Source organism: Streptomyces sp. NPDC104367 (assembly GCF_055583825.1).
Genome location: NZ_JBVJND010000002.1, coordinates 467,591 through 487,133 on the forward strand (window position 1 = coordinate 467,591; position 19,543 = coordinate 487,133).

At 73.9% G+C, this 19,543-nt stretch carries 18 protein-coding genes; 9 read left to right on the forward strand and 9 right to left on the reverse strand.

The genetic code is table 11. The features are described 5' to 3' along the window. Window positions 1–86: 86 nt before the first annotated feature. Entirely contained in the window at window positions 87–1,469 is a 1,383-nt protein-coding gene (locus ACZ619_RS04965) for an aminotransferase class V-fold PLP-dependent enzyme (protein WP_469594193.1), read from the forward strand. A 60-nt stretch (window positions 1,470–1,529) separates the two neighbouring features. Here ACZ619_RS04965 and ACZ619_RS04970 read toward each other — a convergent pair whose 3' ends face one another. Further along, window positions 1,530–2,504, reverse strand: coding sequence for a carbohydrate kinase family protein (locus tag ACZ619_RS04970; RefSeq protein WP_469594195.1), 975 nt, complete (start codon window positions 2,502–2,504; stop codon window positions 1,530–1,532). A 132-nt stretch (window positions 2,505–2,636) separates the two neighbouring features. Here ACZ619_RS04970 and ACZ619_RS04975 point away from each other — a divergent pair, with 132 nt between their 5' ends. Next, window positions 2,637–2,846: a hypothetical protein gene (locus ACZ619_RS04975; protein ID WP_469594198.1), complete on the forward strand. Its 210-nt coding sequence runs from the start codon at window positions 2,637–2,639 to the stop codon at window positions 2,844–2,846. Between the two features lie 102 nt (window positions 2,847–2,948). Further along, entirely contained in the window at window positions 2,949–5,222 is a 2,274-nt protein-coding gene (locus ACZ619_RS04980; RefSeq protein ID WP_469594201.1) for a hypothetical protein, read from the forward strand. Between the two features lie 72 nt (window positions 5,223–5,294). Here ACZ619_RS04980 and ACZ619_RS04985 read toward each other — a convergent pair whose 3' ends face one another. Beyond that, window positions 5,295–5,651, reverse strand: a complete 357-nt coding sequence (locus tag ACZ619_RS04985; protein WP_030951236.1) for an iron-sulfur cluster assembly accessory protein — start codon at window positions 5,649–5,651, stop codon at window positions 5,295–5,297. A 277-nt stretch (window positions 5,652–5,928) separates the two neighbouring features. Between ACZ619_RS04985 and nadA the strand changes: the two genes are divergently transcribed. Next, window positions 5,929–7,125 (forward strand): quinolinate synthase NadA, encoded by a 1,197-nt coding sequence (nadA, locus tag ACZ619_RS04990; RefSeq protein WP_469594203.1) that lies wholly within the window; start codon window positions 5,929–5,931, stop codon window positions 7,123–7,125. Between the two features lie 19 nt (window positions 7,126–7,144). Here nadA and ACZ619_RS04995 read toward each other — a convergent pair whose 3' ends face one another. From ACZ619_RS04995 to ACZ619_RS05015, 5 genes are all read right to left on the reverse strand, one after another. Next, window positions 7,145–9,490: a protein kinase domain-containing protein gene (locus tag ACZ619_RS04995; RefSeq protein ID WP_469594206.1), complete on the reverse strand. Its 2,346-nt coding sequence runs from the start codon at window positions 9,488–9,490 to the stop codon at window positions 7,145–7,147. 182 nt (window positions 9,491–9,672) lie between these two features. Continuing rightward, window positions 9,673–10,356 (reverse strand): response regulator, encoded by a 684-nt coding sequence (locus ACZ619_RS05000; RefSeq protein WP_469594209.1) that lies wholly within the window; start codon window positions 10,354–10,356, stop codon window positions 9,673–9,675. Beyond that, window positions 10,353–11,597, reverse strand: coding sequence for a sensor histidine kinase (locus ACZ619_RS05005; RefSeq protein WP_469594211.1), 1,245 nt, complete (start codon window positions 11,595–11,597; stop codon window positions 10,353–10,355). The genes ACZ619_RS05000 and ACZ619_RS05005 overlap by 4 nt, the downstream gene beginning before the upstream one ends. A 128-nt stretch (window positions 11,598–11,725) precedes the next feature. Then, window positions 11,726–12,004 carry a PspA-associated protein PspAA gene (gene pspAA / locus ACZ619_RS05010; protein WP_469594513.1) on the reverse strand — a complete coding sequence of 93 codons (279 nt, stop codon included), beginning with the start codon at window positions 12,002–12,004 and terminating at the stop codon, window positions 11,726–11,728. A 28-nt stretch (window positions 12,005–12,032) separates the two neighbouring features. Further along, window positions 12,033–12,824, reverse strand: a complete 792-nt coding sequence (locus ACZ619_RS05015) for a PspA/IM30 family protein (RefSeq protein WP_469594214.1) — start codon at window positions 12,822–12,824, stop codon at window positions 12,033–12,035. Between the two features lie 198 nt (window positions 12,825–13,022). Here ACZ619_RS05015 and ACZ619_RS05020 point away from each other — a divergent pair, with 198 nt between their 5' ends. The 3 genes from ACZ619_RS05020 to ACZ619_RS05030 all read left to right on the forward strand — a co-directional run bounded on the left by ACZ619_RS05020 (window position 13,023) and on the right by ACZ619_RS05030 (window position 15,635). Then, window positions 13,023–13,697 (forward strand): DUF3043 domain-containing protein, encoded by a 675-nt coding sequence (locus ACZ619_RS05020; protein WP_469594216.1) that lies wholly within the window; start codon window positions 13,023–13,025, stop codon window positions 13,695–13,697. A gap of 83 nt (window positions 13,698–13,780) precedes the next feature. Next, on the forward strand, window positions 13,781–14,482 hold the full coding sequence (locus tag ACZ619_RS05025) for a class I SAM-dependent methyltransferase (protein ID WP_469594217.1): 702 nt from the start codon (window positions 13,781–13,783) through the stop codon (window positions 14,480–14,482). Window positions 14,483–14,555: 73 nt separating this feature from the next. Next, window positions 14,556–15,635, forward strand: coding sequence for a S1C family serine protease (locus ACZ619_RS05030; RefSeq protein ID WP_469594220.1), 1,080 nt, complete (start codon window positions 14,556–14,558; stop codon window positions 15,633–15,635). Between the two features lie 51 nt (window positions 15,636–15,686). Here the strand turns inward: ACZ619_RS05030 and ACZ619_RS05035 are convergent, their stop codons facing one another. Continuing rightward, a complete protein-coding gene (locus ACZ619_RS05035) occupies window positions 15,687–15,899 on the reverse strand; it encodes a hypothetical protein (RefSeq protein WP_469594222.1) in 213 nt (70 codons plus the stop codon). A gap of 176 nt (window positions 15,900–16,075) precedes the next feature. Between ACZ619_RS05035 and ACZ619_RS05040 the strand changes: the two genes are divergently transcribed. Then, entirely contained in the window at window positions 16,076–17,275 is a 1,200-nt protein-coding gene (locus tag ACZ619_RS05040; RefSeq protein ID WP_469594224.1) for a bifunctional adenosylcobinamide kinase/adenosylcobinamide-phosphate guanylyltransferase, read from the forward strand. Window positions 17,276–17,287: 12 nt separating this feature from the next. Here the strand turns inward: ACZ619_RS05040 and ACZ619_RS05045 are convergent, their stop codons facing one another. Next, window positions 17,288–18,244: a class I SAM-dependent methyltransferase gene (locus tag ACZ619_RS05045; protein ID WP_469594226.1), complete on the reverse strand. Its 957-nt coding sequence runs from the start codon at window positions 18,242–18,244 to the stop codon at window positions 17,288–17,290. A gap of 153 nt (window positions 18,245–18,397) precedes the next feature. On the opposite strand from ACZ619_RS05045, the gene cobT reads away from it, so the two are divergent. Then, window positions 18,398–19,480, forward strand: coding sequence for a nicotinate-nucleotide--dimethylbenzimidazole phosphoribosyltransferase (gene cobT / locus ACZ619_RS05050; protein WP_469594228.1), 1,083 nt, complete (start codon window positions 18,398–18,400; stop codon window positions 19,478–19,480). Window positions 19,481–19,543 lie beyond the last annotated feature (63 nt).

Below are 19,543 nucleotides of genomic sequence, written 5' to 3' on the forward strand. Positions count from 1 at the left end.
CGGCTCGTCACCCTTGTGGGGCACGGCCGTGTGCGGACCCCGGCCCCGCGCCGCCGGTTCGCCTTCCCGCGTTCTACCGTTTGTGCGTGTCCTACTTCGACGCCGCCTCCGCCGCTCCCCTTCATCCTGTCGCCCGTCAGGCCCTGTTGGCCGCCCTCGACGACGGCTGGGCCGATCCCTCCCGGCTGTACCGGGAGGGGCGCAGGGCCCGGATGCTGCTGGACGCCGCCCGGGAGGCGGCCGCCGAGGCGGTCGGGTGCCGGGCGGACGAGCTGACCTTCACCCCGTCGGGCACCCGGGCCGTGCACACCGGTGTGGCCGGGGCGTTGGCCGGACGGCGGCGGATCGGACGTCACCTGATCGTGTCATCCGTCGAACACTCCTCTGTACTCCATTCGGCCGAAGTGCTCGAAGCCGAGGGCGGAGAGGTGACGCGTGTGCCGGTGTCGCGCGCCGGTGCCGTGGACGCCGGGTCGTACGTCTCGGCGCTCCGCCCCGACACCGCGCTCGCCTGTCTCCAGTCGGCCAACCACGAGGTGGGCACCGTGCAGCCGGTGGCGGCCGTCGCCGAGGCGTGCCGGGCGGCCGGGGTGCCGCTGCTGGTGGACGCGGCGCAGTCGGTGGGGTGGGGCGGGGTCGAGGGCGACTGGTCGCTGCTGACGGCCAGCGCGCACAAGTGGGGCGGGCCGTCCGGGGTGGGGCTGCTCGTCGTGCGCAAGGGCGTGCGGTTCGCGGTGCAAGGGGCGTCGGACGAGCGGGAGTCGGGCCGGGCGGCCGGCTTCGAGAACCTGCCCGCCGTCGTCGCCGCGGCGGCCTCGCTGCGGGCCGTGCGGGCGGAGGCCGAGCGGGAGGCCGTACGGCTGCGGGAGCTGACGGCGCGGATCCGCTCCCGGGTACCGGAGTTGGTGCCGGACGTGGAGGTGGTGGGGGACGCGGAGCACCGGCTCCCGGGGATCGTCACCTTCTCCTGTCTCTATGTCGACGGGGAGACACTGCTGCACGAGCTGGACCGGGAGGGCTTCTCGGTCTCCTCCGGATCGTCCTGCACGAGCAGCACGCTGACGCCGAGCCATGTGCTGAGGGCGATGGGCGTGCTGAGCGAGGGCAACGTACGGGTGTCGCTGCCGGCGGGTACGGCCGGGGCGGAGGTGGAGCGGTTCCTGGAGGTGCTGCCGGGGGTGGTGGCCGGGGTGCGGGAGAAGCTGGGGGCTCCGGCACCGGCGCCGGCGGCGGCCGTGGGGCCCGCGGAGACGGTCGTCGACTCGCTGGGCAAACGGTGCCCGATCCCGGTCATCGAGCTGGCGAAGGTCATCGGGACCGTGCCGGTGGGCGGCACGGTCCGGGTCCTGTCGGACGACGAGGCGGCACGGCTGGACATCCCGGCGTGGTGCGAGATGCGGGATCAGGAGTACGTGGGCGAGGAGCCGGCGGAGCGGGGAACGGCGTACCTGGTCCGCCGGCTCACCTGAGCGCCCCGGCAGGGGCGCGGGGAACCGTGCGGCCGGCCCCCACGCGCCCGGACCCGGAACTCAGACCAGGTGACCGCGGACCTCCTGGGCGGCCTCGTCCCCGTACGCCTTCGTGAAGCGCTCCATGAAGTGCCCGCGGCGCAGCCGGTACTCCTGCGTGCCGACCGTCTCGATGACGAGAGTCGCCAGCATGCAGCCGACCTGCGCCGCGCGCTCCAGCGAGACGCCCCAGGCGAGCCCGGACAGGAACCCGGCGCGGAACGCGTCGCCGACGCCCGTCGGGTCGGCCTTGCGCTCCTCGTCGGGGCAGCCGACCTCGATGGCCTCTTCGCCGACCCGCTCGATCCGCACGCCGCGCGCGCCGAGCGTCGTGACCCGGTGGCCGACCCTGGCGAGGATCTCCTCGTCGCTCCAGCCGGTCTTCGTCTCGATGAGCCCCTTCTCGTACTCGTTGGAGAAGAGGTACGTCGCGCCTTCCAGCAGTATCCGGATCTCGTCGCCGTTCATCCGGGCGATCTGCTGCGAGAAGTCCGCGGCGAAGGGGATGGCGCGGGTGCGGCACTCCTCCGTGTGGCGGAGCATGCCCTCGGGGTCGTCCGCGCCGATCAGGACCAGGTCGAGGCCGCCCACCCGGTCGGCGACCGTCTTGAGCTCGATCAGCCGGGCCTCGCTCATCGCGCCGGTGTAGAAGGAGCCGATCTGGTTGTGGTCGGCGTCCGTCGTGCACACGAACCGCGCGGTGTGCAGCGTCTCGGAGATGCGGACGGAGTCGGTGTCGACGCCGTGCCGGTCGAGCCAGGCCCGGTACTCGTCGAAGTCGAAGCCCGCAGCGCCGACCAGGACCGGCCGGGTGCCGAGCTGTCCCATGCCGAACGCGATGTTCGCGCCGACGCCGCCCCTGCGTACGTCCAGGTTGTCGACCAGGAAGGACAGCGAGACCGTGTGCAGCTGGTCCGCGACCAACTGGTCGGCGAAGCGGCCGGGGAAGGTCATGAGGTGGTCGGTGGCGATGGAGCCGGTGACTGCGATGCGCACGGCTGGGACTCTCCTGAGGGGGAGGCTTGGATGACAGTTAACGCTACCGGGTCGGCGGGGTGCTCTGAAGGTGCCAGAACTACCCGATAGTAGATCTTTCTTCGCGGGGGCCGGCGTGCATACCGTGCCTTCATGACGAACCTCAGGGTCAACGCCTCCGCCCCGGCCGACCTCGACGGCGATCTGGCGTCGCTGCGCGGTGACTGCGCCCGGATGGCTCCGCACTGGGCGGTCCCCGACCGCGGTGCCGCCCGTCCGGTGCCGCCGTCGCTCATCCACGGGGTCACCGTGCCGAAGAAGTCCGCCAGGATGCTGGACGCGATGTCCGACTACGGCGACTGAGCCGCCCGGCGCGTTTCCGGGGAACCGCGCGCTCCCCTCCCGCGTCCCATCGCCGTCCCCCTTGCGGGGGAGGCGGGATACGACACGGCGAGGAGCGATGCGGTGAAGAGCGAGCGACCCGACAACGACGACGCGGCCCCCGGGCAGAACAAGACCACCGACCCGGAGCGGACCACCGGGCCGGAGAGCGCCGCCGGGCCGGAAACCTCCGCCGGGACGGAGAACGCCGCCGAGCAGGAACGCATCGCCGAGCCGAAGAGGATCGCCGCGCCGGAGCAGACAGAACGCGCTGCCGAGACGAAGGGCGCCGCCGGGACCGACGAGGGCACCGGCCCCACAAGCGCGGCCGAACCAGCAGAGCCCGCCGAGGCCACGAAGCACACTGCACCCACGGGGCCCGCCGACAGGGCCGCAGAGCAGACCGAGGCCACGGCGCCCACGCAGCACGCCGAACGCCCCGCGGCGGCGGAGCAGGACGAGCGGCCCGAGCACTCGGCGCACGCCGGAACCGCCGCGGCTGCGGAGCACACCGAGGACACCACGCCCTCCGGGAACGCCGAGGACGCGGAGGGCGCCGTGTCCTCCGAGCGCAACACACACGGCACGCCCGCGCCGCAGCACGCCGAGGACGCCACACCCGCGGAGCAGGCCGAGCGGACCGGGCCCTCGGCGCACGCCGAAACCGCCGTACCCGCACAGCACGCGAAGGACGCGGCGCTTGCGGAGCACGCCGAGCGGCTTGAGCCCTCGGCGCGCGGCGAGACCACCCCGCCCACGCAGCACACCGACGACGTCGAGCGCGCCGTGGCTGCGGAGCACGCCGAGGACGCCACACCCGCGGAGCAGGCCGAGCGGACCGGGCCCTCGGCGCACGGCGAAGCCGAGGGTGCTGGGCTCGCAGGGCGTGGGGCGTTGTCGGTGACTGAGGTTGTCGTGGGCGGGGAGCTGCCGGGGCGTGGTGGGCGGCGTTCGTCGGTGGTGGTGGGGGTCGTGGCCGCTGCCGTGCTGGTGGTCGGTGGCGGTGGGGCGTATCTGGCGGCGGGGGCGGGAACGGACGTGGGGGTCGGCCGGGGCGGGGGCGGGGGTTCCGCTCCCCCGGTTCTCGCGCTGGACGGTTACTCGTCCGGCAACGGCATCGCCGCAGGTGAGCCCAACCCCTACGGCGTGACCTACACCGCGAGCGGGACGCTTCCCGCGGGGCCCGGGGCCGCCGCGGTGTACCGGCCCTCCGGCGAGGTCCCCGAGGAGCGGGTGGCCGCGCTGGCGAAGGCGCTCGGGGTCGACGGGACCCCGGTGGCCGAGGGCCAGGTGTGGAAGGTCGGCACCGGCGAGGACGGCTCCGGCGGCAGTCTCCAGGTGAACAGGGCCGCCCCGGGCATCTGGTCGTACAGCCGCTACGCGCCCGGCACCGACGACTGCAAGGGCACCACGGCGTGCGTGCAGGACCCGGCGTCACCGGCCGGCACCCCGGTGAGCGTCGCCGTGGCGGACAAGGCCGCGGCGCCCGTGCTGAAGGCGGTCGGCCAGGACGACGCGAAGCTCGACGCGGGCCAGGTGATGGGCGCGCAGCGGGTGGTGAACGCCGATCCGGTGGTCGGCGGGCTGCCGACGTACGGCTGGTCGACCGGGCTGACCGTCGACAGGCAGGGAGAGGTGGTCGGCGGCAACGGAATGCTGGCGACGCCGGCCGAGGGCGACACGTATCCGGTGCTCGGCGCCTCGAAGACGCTGGCCCTGATGAACGCGGCGCCCCGGTCCGACCACCGGATGGGCATCGGCGGCTGCGCCAGTTCCGTACCGCTGAAGGACCGGCTGGAGCAGCCGTGCGCCGCGTCGACGCCGTCGGGGTCCTCGGCGGTGATCGAGCGGGCGGTGTTCGGGCTGGCCGCGCAGTCGGTCGCCGGCCGGCAGGCGCTGGTGCCGTCCTGGCTGTTCCAGGTGCGGGGGGCGGCGGACTCGTACACCGTCACGTACCCGGCCGTGGATCCGAAGTACCTCGCCCCGGCCTCGGCCTCACCCTCCGCCTCCGCGTCGTCCCCGTCCTCCTCCTCGTCGCCCTCGGCGGGCGCCGGTTCGTCCGCGGGCACCAAGGACGTGAAGGCGGACGGTTACACCGTGGACGACCGTGAGCTGGTCGTCGCCTTCACCGGCGGGGTGTGCGCCGACTACGAGGTGACGGCGGAGGAGACCTCGGAGCAGGTGGAGGTCAAGGTGACCGAGACCCCCTGGCCGGACAAGGTCTGCGTGCTGATCGCCAAGCAGTACCACCAGGCGGTCCGCCTCGACACACCGCTGGACGGCCGGAAGGTGGTCGGCACGGACGGCAGGGCGGTCCCGAAGGAGCGGGTGACGGAGCTGAACCCGCAGGTGGGCTGAGCACCGGGTACGACGAAGGCGGCGGCCCCCCGGAAAGGGGCCGCCGCCTTCGCGCTGTCGCTGCCGCCGGGCTCAGCTGAAGGAGTCGCCGCAGGCGCAGGAGCCGGTCGCGTTGGGGTTGTCGATCGTGAAGCCCTGCTTCTCGATGGTGTCGACGAAGTCGATCGACGCACCGCCCAGGTACGGGGCGCTCATGCGGTCGGTGACGACCTTGACCCCGCCGAAGTCCTTGACGACGTCGCCGTCGAGGGAACGCTCGTCGAAGAAGAGCTGGTAGCGCAGGCCGGAGCAGCCGCCGGGCTGGACGGCGACACGCAGGGCGAGGTCGTCACGGCCTTCCTGGTCGAGCAGGGCCTTGACCTTGGCCGCGGCGGCGTCACTCAGGATGATGCCGTCGGTGGCGGTGCTGGTCTCGTCCGATACGGACATCTACATCTCTCCCGGGTTGTACGGAGACTGCTTGCCGACGAGTGCAACCGGCGGGGCCGCTGATTCATTCCGGGCCGGCATTCGCTTTCTCGCACTTTCGCGTTTCCGCGTTCTTCCTACGGTCCCCATGCTCGCACACGCCGCAGGTCACGCACAGCGGTCGTTCCGCAAGGCACCGGGATTCATGTCACATCGACGCTATGGCCATCGTCAAGGTGACGTGAAGCGGTTATGATAGATAGCGTCAGAACGACGAAAAGTAGAAAGGGTGCGTGTCGTGACCACCGCCCAGACCACGGAACTCGACGTACAGCCGACTCCGCTCGCCCTGCTGCTGCTCGGCCGTGAGGCCGACCCGAGGAGCGAGCGGGGCGTCGAGTGTCCCGGCGACCTGCCCTCGCCGTCCGATCCGGACCTGGTCGCGCGCGCCCGCGCGGCCAAGGAGAAGCTCGGCCACAAGGTCTTCGTCCTCGGCCACCACTACCAGCGCGACGAGGTCATCCAGTTCGCCGACGTCACGGGCGACTCGTTCAAACTGGCCCGGGACGCGGCCGCCCGCCCGGAGGCCGAGTACATCGTCTTCTGCGGTGTGCACTTCATGGCCGAGTCCGCCGACATCCTGACCTCCGACGACCAGAAGGTGGTCCTCCCCGACCTCGCCGCCGGCTGCTCGATGGCCGACATGGCGACGGCCGAGCAGGTCGCCGAGTGCTGGGACGTGCTGACCGAGGCCGGCATGGCCGAGCAGGTCGTGCCCGTCTCGTACATGAACTCGTCCGCGGACATCAAGGCGTTCACGGGCAGGCACGGCGGCACGATCTGCACCTCCTCCAACGCCCAGCGGGCCCTGGAGTGGGCCTTCGGCCAGGGCGAGGCCGGTGCCACCAAGGTGCTCTTCCTGCCCGACCAGCACCTGGGCCGCAACACCGCCGTCCGCGACCTGGGCATGTCCCTGGAGGACTGCGTCGTCTACAACCCGCACAAGCCGAACGGCGGCCTGACCGCCGACGAGCTGCGGGCCGCGAAGATGATCCTGTGGCGCGGCCACTGCTCGGTGCACGGCCGCTTCAGCCTGGACTCGGTGAACGACGTGCGCGAGCGCATCCCGGGCGTGAACGTCCTCGTCCACCCCGAGTGCCGGCACGAGGTCGTCGCCGCCGCCGACTACGTGGGTTCGACCGAGTACATCATCAAGGCCCTGGAGGCCGCCCCGGCCGGCTCCAAGTGGGCCATCGGCACCGAGCTGAACCTGGTCCGCCGCCTGGCGAACCGTTTCGCGCCCGAGGGCAAGGAGATCGTCTTCCTCGACAAGACGGTCTGCTTCTGCTCGACCATGAACCGCATCGACCTGCCGCACCTGGTCTGGACCCTGGAGTCCCTGGCCGAGGGCAACCTGGTCAACCGGATCGAGGTCGACGAGGAGACGGAGGCGTTCGCCAAGCTCGCCCTGGAGCGGATGCTCGCGCTGCCGTAGGTGGCCGCCGCCCCCGCCCTCACCCCGACGCGGACGTCCGGTCGGGGTGGGCGGGGTCGAGGCTGAAGAGGGTGCCGTCGGGGGTCGTGACGACGACGGCACCGCCGTAGAGCAGCACCCGCGGGCTGTACGCGTCGGCGGTCGTGGTCGCCGAGGCCCGCGGGGAGGTCTCCCACAGGAGGGTGCCCTCGCGGGTGTCCAGGGCCGCGACCCGGCCGCTGGGGCTGGCCAGGTAGAGGGTGCGGGTGCGGGAGTCGTAGGCCGGGGAGCCGGAGTTCTCCACGCTGGTGCGGGTGCGCCAGAGTTCCCTGCCGGTCAGCGGGTTCACCGCCGTCACCAGGCCGTTCGAGCCCGTGAACCACAGGGTGCCGGACGCCAGTGTCACCGAGCCCTCGTAGGTCCTGGCGAGCTTCGTCGTCCGCTTGCCCCCGGTCAGCGGCTCGGCCAGGAGGATCCTGCTGATCCTGGAGTCCTCCAGGCCCACCGAGCCGCTCTCGTCGTCGGCCAGGACCAGGGCCACCAGTCCCTCGGCGACACCGAGGAAGCCGCTCTCGAAGGGGACCTCCTGACGGGCGACGACCGTGCCGTCGGTGCGGTCCACCTTCAGGAGCACGGCGTACTTGGCGTCGGCCTCCGTCGGATAGCACTGGGCGTACAGGTCGGTGCCCGCCGACGCGAACGCGCAGTAGGTGCCGGAGGGCAGGGTCATGGACCAGCGGGCGGTGCCGGTGCGTGCGGCGCGGGCCGTCACCGTCCGGCCGTCGGAGCCGGCGGTCAGCACGGCGCCGCCGGCCGTCACCAGGTCGGCGTTGTCGTCGTAGGTCCTGCGGATCCACAGCCGTTCGCCGCTCGTCGCGTCGAGAGCGACGACGTAGACCAGGTCGTTCGCGGCGCCGTCCTCGGAGAGGGTCTCCCGGACCAGGACCGCGCCGTCGCTCACGCCGAGGACAGAGGAGTCGTACAGGGTGGGGTCGCTGCCGGGCGAGGCGAGGGAGGCGCGCCACAGGGTCTTCCCGGTCCGGCCGTCCAGCCGTACCGGCAGCAGGCCGTCGCCGCCGCAGTAGACGGCGTCGCCCTGGCTCACGCACGCGGACCGGCTGGTGTACGAACCGTCGGCCCCGGCCAGCGCGTCGGCCTCGCCGCGCTCCGCCTGCTTGTACACGGTGGTCCGCCAGGGCCGCCAGCCGGCGGGGACGGCGGTCCAGCGCGCGGCCGTCGCGGAACCCGCCGTCGAGGAGCCGTCCAGCAGCCCCGGCCCGTACCGCTCGTACCCCAGCAGCCCGAGGCCCAGCGCGGCGGCCACCACGGCGGCGAGCAGCGCCGGGCGGCCACGGCGGCGGCGCGCGGGGAACAGGCGCCCGCGGACCGGGCCGCGAGCGCCGCGGCCGCGGGGGCCGGGGCGGCCCGGGGTGTCTCCGGCCGTCGTGCCGGAGCCGTGCCCGGGACGGGTCCGGCCGCTGGAGGGCAGACCGGTGGACGGCGGGTCGGTGGACGGCCGGTCGGTGGACGGCAGGTCGCGGGCGCGCAGCGTCACGGTGGCCGGGTCGGTCTCCTCCGGTTCCGGCAGGCCGGCGAACTCCTCGGCCAGGGTGTCGAGTCCGGGGCGGTCCGCGGCCCGCTTGGCGAGGCAGCGCTCCAGGACGGAGTGCAGCGGCTGCGGGACGCCGTCGAGGGCGGGCGGGTTGTGGATCACCCAGTACGCGGTGAGGTAGGGGCTCTCCGCGTCGAAGGGCCCTTTCCCGGTCACGGCGTAGGCCAGCAGTGCTCCGAGCGAGAAGACGTCCGAGGCCGGGCCGACCGCGCGCGGGTCGGTGAACTGCTCCGGGGACATGAAGGGCGGGGTGCCGATCATCTGGCCCGTCTCGGTGAGGGTGGTGCCGTTCTCCACCGCCCTGGAGATGCCGAAGTCGATGACGCGGGGCCCGTCCTCGGCCATCAGGACGTTGGCCGGCTTCAGGTCGCGGTGCACCACACCCGCCCGGTGGATGTCCCGCAGCGCCTCGACCAGCCCCAGGGCCAGCCGCCGCAGTTCGGCGCCGCGCAGCGGACCCTGGGCACGGATCCGGTCGGCGAGGGAGCGGCCGGCCACGTACTGGGTGGCCATCCAGGGGCGGGGCGCGTCCGGGTCGGCGTCCACGACCGGCGCGGTGAAGGCGCCGCTCACCCGGCGGACGGCCTCGATCTCCTGCCGGAAGCGGGCCCGGAAGACGCCGTCCTCGGCGTACTGGGCGTGCACCACCTTGACGGCGACCTCGCGCCCGGAGCGCGACCTGCCCCGGTAGACGATCCCCATGCCTCCGGCCCCGAGCCGGCCGACCAGCTTGTAGCCGCCGACGGACCTCGGGTCCTCACCGCGCAGTGGCACCGCCCGAACTTCCTTCCGCAGCAGATCAGTTCGAGCCACAGAATACGGAACGGCACCGTGCGACGGCCGGGTACCGAGAGGTTGGCCCCGGCCGTAAGACGCCGGGCGCCGTCGGGAGTCGGCCGGCGCTCCTCGCGGAGTCCGAGCGGCGCGCTCGCCGCCGCCGCTGGACCCGGTGGAGGTCAGTCCGTCCTCGGGCGGACCAGCCCGGACTCGTAGGCGATCACCACGAGCTGGGCCCGGTCCCGCGCGCCCAGCTTGGCCATGGCCCGGTTGACGTGTGTCTTCACGGTCAGCGGGCTGACCTCCAGGCGCTCGGCGATCTCGTCGTTGGAGTGGCCGCCGGCGACCTGGACCAGGACCTCGCGCTCACGGGAGGTGAGCGCGTCCAGGCGCCCGGCGCGGGCCGGGTCGCGGACGTCGTCGCCGGCGTCGGCCTGGGCGAGGAAGCGGGCGATGAGGCCCTTGGTGGCGGCCGGGGAGAGCAGCGCCTCGCCGCCGGCGGCGAGACGGATGGCGTTCAGGAGTTCCTCGGGCTCGCTGCCCTTGCCGAGGAAGCCGGAGGCGCCCGCGCGCAGCGCCTGGACGACGTAGTCGTCGACCTCGAAGGTCGTCAGGATGACCACCCTGACCTGGTCGAGGGCGGGGTCGGCGCTGATCAGGCGGGTGGCGGCGAGTCCGTCGGTGCCCGGCATCCGGATGTCCATCAGGACCACGTCGGCGCCGCACCGCCCGGCCATCCGGACCGCCTCGGCGCCGTCGGAGGCCTCGCCGACCACCTCCATGTCGGGCTCGGAGTCGACGAGCACGCGGAACGCGCTGCGCAGCAGCGCCTGGTCGTCGGCGAGCAGGACACGGATCGTCATACGGAATCCCCCCGGGCTGCCGTACGGCCCTTCGTACGGTCCTTCGTGTCGGCCTTGACCGGCAGGATCGCATGGACGCGGAAACCGCCGCCGTAGCGGGGACCGGTGGTGAGGGTGCCGCGCAGGGCGGTGACCCGCTCGCGCATGCCGAGCAGTCCGTGGCCGCCGCCCGCCTCGGGGGCGGCTTCGTCGCCGGAGCCGTCGTCGAGGACGGTGACCTCGGTGTTCGGCCCGACGCGGACGACGCTGACCTCGGCCTTGGCCTCGGGGCCGGCGTGCTTCTGCACGTTGGTGAGGGCCTCCTGGATGATCCGGTAGGCGGCCAGGTCGACGGCGGCGGGCAGGGTGGTGCCCTGGTCGGCGCGGGCGACCTCGACCTGGAGGCCGGCGTTGCGGAAGGTGTCGGCGAGTTCTTCGAGCAGGTGCAGGCCGGGGGCGGGCTCGGTCGGTGCCTCCGGGTCGCCGGACTGGCGGAGCAGGCCGACGGTGGCGCGCAGTTCGTTGAGGGCGGAGCGGCTGGCCTCGCGGACGTGCCCGAGGGCCTCCTTGGCCTGGTCGGGCCGCTTGTCCATGACGTGCGCGGCGACCCCGGCCTGCACGTTGACCAGGGCGATGTGGTGGGCGACGACGTCGTGCAGGTCGCGGGCGATGCGCAGCCGCTCCTCGGCGACGCGGCGGCGGGCCTCCTCCTCCCGGGTCTGCTCGGCGCGTTCGGCGCGGTCGCGGATGGCCTGGACGACGGCGCGTCTGCTGCGGACGGCGTCGCCCGCGGTGGCGCCGATGCCGGTCCAGGCGAAGATCGCGAGGTTCTCCTGGGCGTACCACGGCAGGGATCCGGCCACCATCGCGGCGGTGGTCAGCACGGTCATGGTGACCAGGCCGGCCCGCAGGGTGGTGCGGCGGTCGGTGGTGGCGGCAACGGTGAAGAGGGCCACCACGGCGGCCATCACGACGGGGGCCCGGGGGTCGCCGGTGACGCACTCGACGGCGGAGGCGGCGCCGGTGACGGCGAGGACCGTCCTCGGGGCGTGGCGGCGGAAGACCAGGGTCGCCGCGGCGAGCGTCATCAGGACGAGGCTGAGCTGGTCCGGCGCCCGGACGCCCCACCGGGTGGCGTGCGCCACGTGCGGTACGACGAAGGAGCCGGCGACCATGCAGACGAGGACGCCGGCGGCGATCACCGCGTCCACGGCGAGCGGGTGGGCGTCTGCCCGGCAACGGGCCTTGTCGAGAGTGCTCACGCCCTGAACGGTACGGCGGCGACCCCGGCCCCGGAACCGGGGTTTCACCGCCCGCCGGCCCGGGACCGGGCCGGTCGCTTCCGCGCTCCCGCGGGGCGGGGTGTCCTCAGCCCTGGGTGGGGCCGCCCTCAGCCCGGGATCAGGCCGTCGTCGCGCAGCAGGGCCCGGACCTCGTCCAGGGTCGCGTCCGGCGACGGGAGGATGAGGTCGGAGGGCTGGAGGGCGTCGTCGGGGAGCGGGGTGCCGAGCTCCCTGACCTGGTCGAGGAGGGCGGTCAGGGTGCGGCGGAACGCCGGTTCGTCGCCCGTCTCCGTCTCGGCCAGGAGTTCGTCGTCGAGCTTGTTCAGTTCGGCGAGGTGGCTGTCGGCCAGCCTCACCTGGCCCTCCCCCATGATCCGTACGACCATGTCGGCCATGTCGCCCTCCAGGCGTCGGCTACTGCTTGTCGAAGCGCGGGGTGTCCTGCGGCTGCTGCGCCTGCTGCCCCTGGCCGGTGCCGCCCTCGATCGCCTGCTGGGGCGAGCCTCCGGCGAGCTCGGCCTTCATGCGCTGGAGCTCCAGCTCCACATCCGTACCACCGGAGATGCGGTCCAGCTCGGCGGCGATGTCGTCCTTGGCCATGCCGGTCGGGTCGTCGAGGGCGCCGGAGGCGAGGAGCTCGTCGATCGCGCCGGCGCGGGCCTGGAGCTGGGCGGTCTTGTCCTCGGCTCGCTGGATGGCGAGGCCGACGTCGCCCATCTCCTCGGAGATGCCGGTGAAGGCCTCGCCGATGCGGGTCTGGGCCTGGGCGGCGGTGTAGGTGGCCTTGATGGTCTCCTTCTTCGTGCGGAAGGCGTCCACCTTGGCCTGGAGGCGCTGCGCCGCGAGGGTCAGCTTCTCCTCCTCGCCCTGGAGGGTGGCGTGCTGCGTCTCCAGGTCGGTCACCTGCTGCTGGAGGGCGGCACGGCGGGACAGCGCCTCGCGGGCGAGGTCCTCACGGCCGAGCGCGAGCGCCTTGCGGCCCTGGTCCTCCAGCTTGGTGGACTGCTGCTGGAGCTGGTTCAGCTGGAGTTCGAGCCGCTTGCGGCTGGTCGCCACGTCGGCGACGCCGCGACGGACCTTCTGCAGCAGCTCGAGCTGCTTCTGGTACGAGTAGTCGAGGGTCTCGCGCGGGTCCTCGGCCCTGTCCAGGGCCTTGTTCGCCTTCGCGCGGAAGATCATCCCCATACGCTTCATGACACCGCTCATGGGCTTCGCGCGCCCCCTTCTGACGGACTCCAGCTCACCGATCCTGCGACAGAACCCACAGTACGGGCCCTGCATCCATTACCGCACTGTCCGGGGACCGATGCGCTCATCCCCAAGGACGACTGCGGACAGTTCCGCTCCGGCACAGGTAGGAGAGTGACCCCCGAGCCGAACGTCTGCAACATCCCCTCTGTCCCCATGGAGACGACTGGCGTTGCGGGATCGTTCCCCACCGGACTAGGGCCCACACCCCAAAACCCCGTACCCTTGGGTTTTGTGTTCCGAAGCCGTGCCAAGGAAGAGAAGGGCCCCGCCGACAAGGCGGTGGTGACCGACTCCAAGCAGACCCGTGACCCGCAGGCCCCGAAGGGCAGGCCCACGCCCAAGCGCAGTGAGGCCCAGTCCCAGCGCCGCAGCGTGGCCAACACGCCGACGACGCGCAAGGACGCCGCCAAGCGTCAGCGCGACGACCGGCGCGCCGCCATGGAGCGCCAGCGCCAGGCGCTGGCCACCGGCGACGAGCGGTACCTCCCGGCCCGTGACAAGGGCCCGGTCCGCAAGTTCGCCCGTGACTGGGTCGACTCGCGCTTCAACGTGGCGGAGTTCTTCCTGCCGCTCGCCGTGGTCATCCTGGTCATGAGCGTGATCAACAACACGGCGATCAAGAACCTCGCGCTGCTGCTGTGGCTGGTCGTGATCGTGCTGATCGTGCTCGACGCCGCGGTCAGCGGCTTCCGGCTGCGGGGGCGGCTCGCCGAGCGCTTCCCGGACCAGAACAGGAAGGGCGCCGTCGCCTACGGTCTGATGCGTTCCCTCCAGATGCGCCGGCTCCGGCTGCCCAAGCCGCAGGTCAAGCGCGGAGAGCGGCCCTGAGCGCAGAGCCTTTCACCGGGGGGGCCGCCGAGGCCTGGCTGGACAAGCTGGGCGGACTGCGGGACGTCGTACGGCAGGAGCTGGTGGCCCGGCAGCTGGACGAGCAGATGGCCGGGCGGTTCCCGGTCGGACAGCGGCTGCGGGTGCTCGACGTGGGGATGGGCCAGGGCACGCAGGCGCTGCGGCTGGCCCGGGCCGGTCACCAGGTGACCGGTGTCGAGCAGGAGCCGTCGATGATCGCGGCCGCGCGCGAGGCCCTGGCCGGTGAGCCGGAGGGCATCCGCGAGCGGGTGCGGATCGTGCACGGGGACGGCCGGGACACGGGGGTCCACTTCCTGCCGGGCAGCTTCGACGTGGTCCTCTGCCACGGGGTGCTGATGTACGTCGGGGAGCCCGACGCGCTGCTGGCCGGGCTGGCCCGGATGCTGGCGCCCGGCGGTCTGCTGTCCCTGCTGGTGCGCAACGCCGACGCGCTGGCGATGCGGCCGGGGCTGGCCGGGGACTGGGCGGGGGCGCTCGGCGCGTTCGACACCGTCTCCTACCGCAACCGGCTGGGGCTCGATGTCCGGGCCGACCGGCTCGGCACGCTGACGGCCACCCTCGCCGGGATCGGGGCGCCGCTGTACGCCTGGTACGGGGTGCGGGTGTTCACGGACACGGCCGCCGACGGCGCCGAGGCGCCGGCCGACGTACGGACGCTGCTCGCGGCCGAGGAGCGGGCCGGGCGGACGGACCCCTACCGGTCGGTCGCGGCGCTGCTGCACCTGTGCGGGGTCCGCGGCTGACCGAGGCGTGTGCCGGGGCCCGTTCGGGCCAGCAGCGCGGGCCGGGCCCGGGGGCCGAGGCGAGACTCGGGGCATGGACGCTTCCCGTACCGGCCGGACCCTCCGCACGACCGCCGCGCTCGGCTCCTGCTGCCTGGCCCTCGTCGCCGGATGCTCCGCACCCGGGAGCGCCACGGCCGGACGGACCACGGACGCGCAGGCGGCGCGGGCGGCCGCGGTCCCGATGTCGGCGACCGACCTCCAGGACCGGTACCAGCAGGTGATCAGGGACGTCCTGCCGTCGGTGGTGCAGATCGAGGCCAGGAACGACCTGGGCTCGGGGGTGGTCTACGACGGCGGCGGACACATCGTCACCAACGCGCACGTGGTCAAGGACGAGAAGACGTTCAGGGTGACGACCGCCAACAGCGAGGAACCGCTGAGCGCGACGCTCGTGTACTCCTACCCCGAGCAGGACCTGGCGGTGATCAGGCTCGACAAGGTCCCGGCCGGGCTGCGGGCGGCCACCTTCGGGGACTCGGGGAAGGTCCAGGTCGGGCAGATCACGCTCGCCATGGGCTCACCGCTCGGGCTGTCCTCCAGCGTCACCGAGGGCATCGTCTCGGCGACCGGACGGACCGTCAGCGAGAACCCCCAGGGCGGTGGCACGGGCGCCACCATCGCCGACATGGTGCAGACCTCGGCCGCCATCAACCCCGGCAACAGCGGGGGCGCCCTGGTCGGCCTCGACGGTCGGGTCATCGGCATCCCCACGCTCGCCGCGAGCGACCCCGACCTCGGGGGCAGCGCGGCGCCGGGGATCGGGTTCGCCATCCCGGCGTCGATGGTGCGGACGATCGCCGACCAGATCGTCAGGCAGGGCAGGGTCACCGACTCGGGGCGGGCCGCGCTCGGCATCACCGCGCGCACGGTCGTCGACCAGGACTACCGGCCGGCCGGGGTCGCCGTCGTGAGCGTGGAGCCGGGCGGCGCGGCCGGGAGGGCGGGCATCCGGCCGGGGGACGTCATCACCGCGGTGGGCGACGAGGACATCACCACCCTCACGTCGCTCTCGGTGACGCTGGCCGGGAAGAAGCCGGGGCAGCGGACCACGGTGACGTACCGGCGCGACGGGGCCGAGAGGACGGTGGACGTCACGCTGGGCGAGCAGTAGCGCGGGGACGGCGGGGCGGCCGGCGAGGGCCGCCCCCACCGGGGCCGCTCCCTAGGACCCGTCCGCGTGCAGGCTCATCGGGCCGTAGATCTCGGTGGCGTCCTCGTAGAGCCGTACCTGGTCCGCGCCGCCGGCCAGCAGCGCCTTCCACTGTTCGCCGAGCCAGGACTCGGCGTCGCCCTGGGTGGTGAACTCCTCGGGCTCCACCGCGGGCTGGACCTCCGTCCCGTCGGCCTTCTCGAACCGCCACGTCCATGCCGCCATGCAGGCCTCCTTTGATCCAACTGGGGCATCGTATGCGTTTCACGGCGAGTGCCGGTATAACTCCGCTGGTTGTGGGGTGTCCACGGGTCCGCGGGAACTTGTCGCGCGGTTCCCCGCGCCCCTTTCAGGGGCCCTGCACGCAGCGTCGGCCGCGCGGGCGGGTGAGAATCGGTCTCGTGGAAGTGACTCTGCTCGGTACCGGTGCTCCCGCGGGGCTGCCTCGCCCCGGCTGTCCGTGCGCGGCCTGCGCGCCGGCGGTCGGGCCGGACGCGCGGGCCGCCACCGCGGTGCTCGTGGACGGGACGCTGCTGCTGGACCTGACGCCGGGCGCGGCGTTCGCGGCGGCCCGGGCCGGGCGGTCGCTCGGGAGCGTACGGCAGGTGCTGCTGTCGCATCCGCACGACGGGCCCGCCGTGGAGGTGCCGGCCGGGCTGCCGCAGCCAGGGCGGGTGCCGGACGGGCGGGAGCTGGCGCTGCTGACCGGGCACCGGGTGCGGGCCGTGGCGATGGACGCGGGCGGCACCGGGTACGCGGTGACCGGTCCGGACGGGCAGCGGCTGCTGTACCTGCCGCCGGGCGGGGCGCCGGCCGGGCTGGAGAACGGGAGCGCGGACTCGTACGACATGGTGCTGCTCGACGTGGTGGGGCGCCCGGACGCGCTGGCGCGGCTGCGGGCGGTGGCGGCGGTGGGCCCGGCGACCGACGTGGTGGCCGTGCACCTGGACCACGACGTGCCGCCCGGCCCGGAGCTGCGGCGGCGGCTGGCGGCGGCCGGGGCGCGGGCCGTGCCGGACGGGACGACGCTGACGGTCGGGGTGTACGAGGACGTGCCCGACGTGCCCCGGCGGACGCTGGTGCTGGGCGGTGCGCGGTCCGGGAAGTCGGTGGAGGCCGAGCGGCGGCTGGAGTCGTTCCCGGACGTGCTGTACGTCGCCACGGGCGGTACGCGCGGCGGGGACACCGAGTGGGCGGACCGGGTGGCCGTGCACCGGGAGCGGCGGCCGGGTTCGTGGCGGACGGCGGAGACCTGCGACCTGGTGCCGCTGCTGGCGCGGGACGGGGCGCCGCTGCTGGTCGACTGTCTGTCGCTGTGGCTGACGGACGCGATGGACTCCGTCGGGGCGTGGGACGACGCGGAGTGGGCGTCGGGCGGGGAGAAGGCGCTGCGGGAGCGGGTGCGGGAGCTGACGGACGCGGTGCGGGCGACCGGGCGGACGGTGGTCGCGGTCTCCAACGAGGTGGGGTCGGGGATCGTCCCGGCGACGGCGTCGGGTCGGCGGTACCGGGATGAGCTGGGGCGGCTGAACGCGGCGTTCGCGGGCGAGTGCGAGCAGGTGGTGCTGGTGGTGGCCGGGCAGGCGCTGGTGCTCAGGTAGGGGCCGGGCCGTTCACGCGTCCTTCCTGGCGACGATCCGGTACGCGTTCGAGAAGCGGGTGCGGCGCAGCAGGGGGGCCAGGGCGTGGTCGGCGGCCGTCGCCACGGCCACCAGCGGGGCCGCCGCCCGCCGCGGCAGGAACCGGGCGAGGACGAGGGAGAGCGCGGCCGAGAGGTCGTAGGGGACGTGGGGGCCGCTGCGGTCGGTGGACAGGACGGTGCAGCCCTGGGCCTCCAGTTCCGCGCGGAGGTTGGCCATCGGCATCAGGTGCAGGTGTCGGGGCTGGCCGTGCGGGAGCCACCACTTGCCGAGGAGCGCGGCGAACGCGCTGCGCGGGTCGGGGGCCTCGACGACGAGGTGGCCGCCGGGGCGCAGCGCACTGAGGGCGGCGCGGAGTTCGGCGCGCGGGTCGGGGGTGTGTTCCAGGTGGTGGAACATGCTGACGACGTCGTAGCGGCCGCGCAGCCGGGCCAGCACCTCGGGGGCGGTCAGGTGGCCGCGGTGGGCCTCCTCGATGTGGCCCTCGGCCTGGGCCCGGGTCACTCCCGGGGTCGGGTCCAGGCCGTCGAAGGAGGTGTAGGGGAGGAGTTCCCTCGCGGCGCGCGGGAAGTGGCCGTGGCCCGTGCCCACGTCCAGCCAGCTCTCCGGCTCGCGGGGCGGCAGCGCCCGCACGGCGGCGTGGTGGCGGCGGCGGCCGTCGCGGGTGGCGGCGAGGCGGTCGGCGCACTCCTGCGGGCGGTTCCCGTCGTGGTCGTGGCGGGCGAGGCCCCGCGGGGACAGCCGGGGGTTCTGGAAGGTGTGCGCGCAGTCGCGGCACTCGTCGACGGCGAAGGTGCCGGGCCGGTGGTCGCGGAGGTCGGGTGCGCGCAGCCGGGTGCGCAGGCGGCCGGAGCCGCACCAGGGGCAGTCCTCGCGGCGCGGTTCGTGGAACCGGTCGGCGCCCTCGGCGGGTTCGGGCGTGGGCGGCATGGGCGGCTCCCTGTGCTCCCGGTACGGCTCCCCGTACGCAATCCACTGCAAAACGGAACGTATGGGATACCGATCATGCGTGCCAAGACGCCGTGCGGGTGTGGTGGCGATCTGACTCCGAAGCGTTCGTCGCGTGCCGGTACTGTTCGGCGAATGAGCTCGCTTAATCTCGACGACTTCACCGATCTGATCGAGCGCCCCGACGGCGGTGTGCGCCGTGACGCGGAGGCGCGCCGGGAGCGGCTGATCGTGCCGCCCGGGTCGCTGGGCCGCCTCGACGACCTGGGCGAGTGGCTGGCCGCCGCGCAGGGTTCCGTACCGGTACGGCCGGTGGAACGGCCGCGGGTCCTGCTCTTCGCCGGTGACCACGGCGTCGCGGAACTGGGCGTCTCCGCGCGGCCCGCGGGCGGCGCGCACACGCTGGTCCGGGCGGTCCTGGAGGGGGCCAGCCCGGTGGCGGTGCTCGCCCGGCGGCTCGGGGTGCCGGTACGGATCGTGGACATGGCGCTGGACTGCGACCCGGACGCGCTGCCAGAGGAGGTCGTGCGGCACCGGGTGCGGCGGGGCAGCGGCCGGATCGACATCGAGGACGCGCTGACCCTGGAGGAGGCCGAGACGGCGTTCCGGGCGGGTGCCGCGCTGGCCGACGAGGAGGCCGACTCGGGCACCGATCTGGTCGTGCTCGGCGATGTGAGCGTCGGCGGCACCACGGCGGCCTGCGTGCTGGTCGCCGCGTTGTGCGGGACCGACGCGTCGGTGGTGACCGGGCGGGGCGGGCTGACGATCGACGACCTCGCGTGGATGCGCAAGTGCGCGGCGATCCGGGACGCGCTGCGGCGGGCCCGGCCGGTGCTCGGGGACCAGCTGCAGCTGCTGGCGACGGTCGGCGGGGCGGACCTCGCGGCGATGACCGGGTTCCTGCTCCAGGCCGCGGTGCGCAAGCTGCCGGTGGTGCTGGACGGCGTCGTGACGGCCGCGTGCGCGCTGGTCGCGCAGCGGATCGCGTTCCGGGCGCCGGACTGGTGGCTGGCCGGCCACGACAGCGGGGAGCCGGGCCAGGCGAAGGCGCTGGACCGGATGGCCCTGGAGCCGCTGCTGGAGCAGGGCGTGACCGTCGGCGAGGGCGCGGGCGCGCTGCTGGCCCTGCCCCTGGTGCAGGCCGCGGCGGCCCTGGCGGCGGAGCTCCCGGAGCAGCCGGACCCCGAGAAGGCCGAGGACGACGAGAAGCCCGAGTAGCCGCTCACGGCCGGCCCGCCTCCCCGGGGGCCGCGGACGCGAGGGTGCGATGACGGGGTTTGG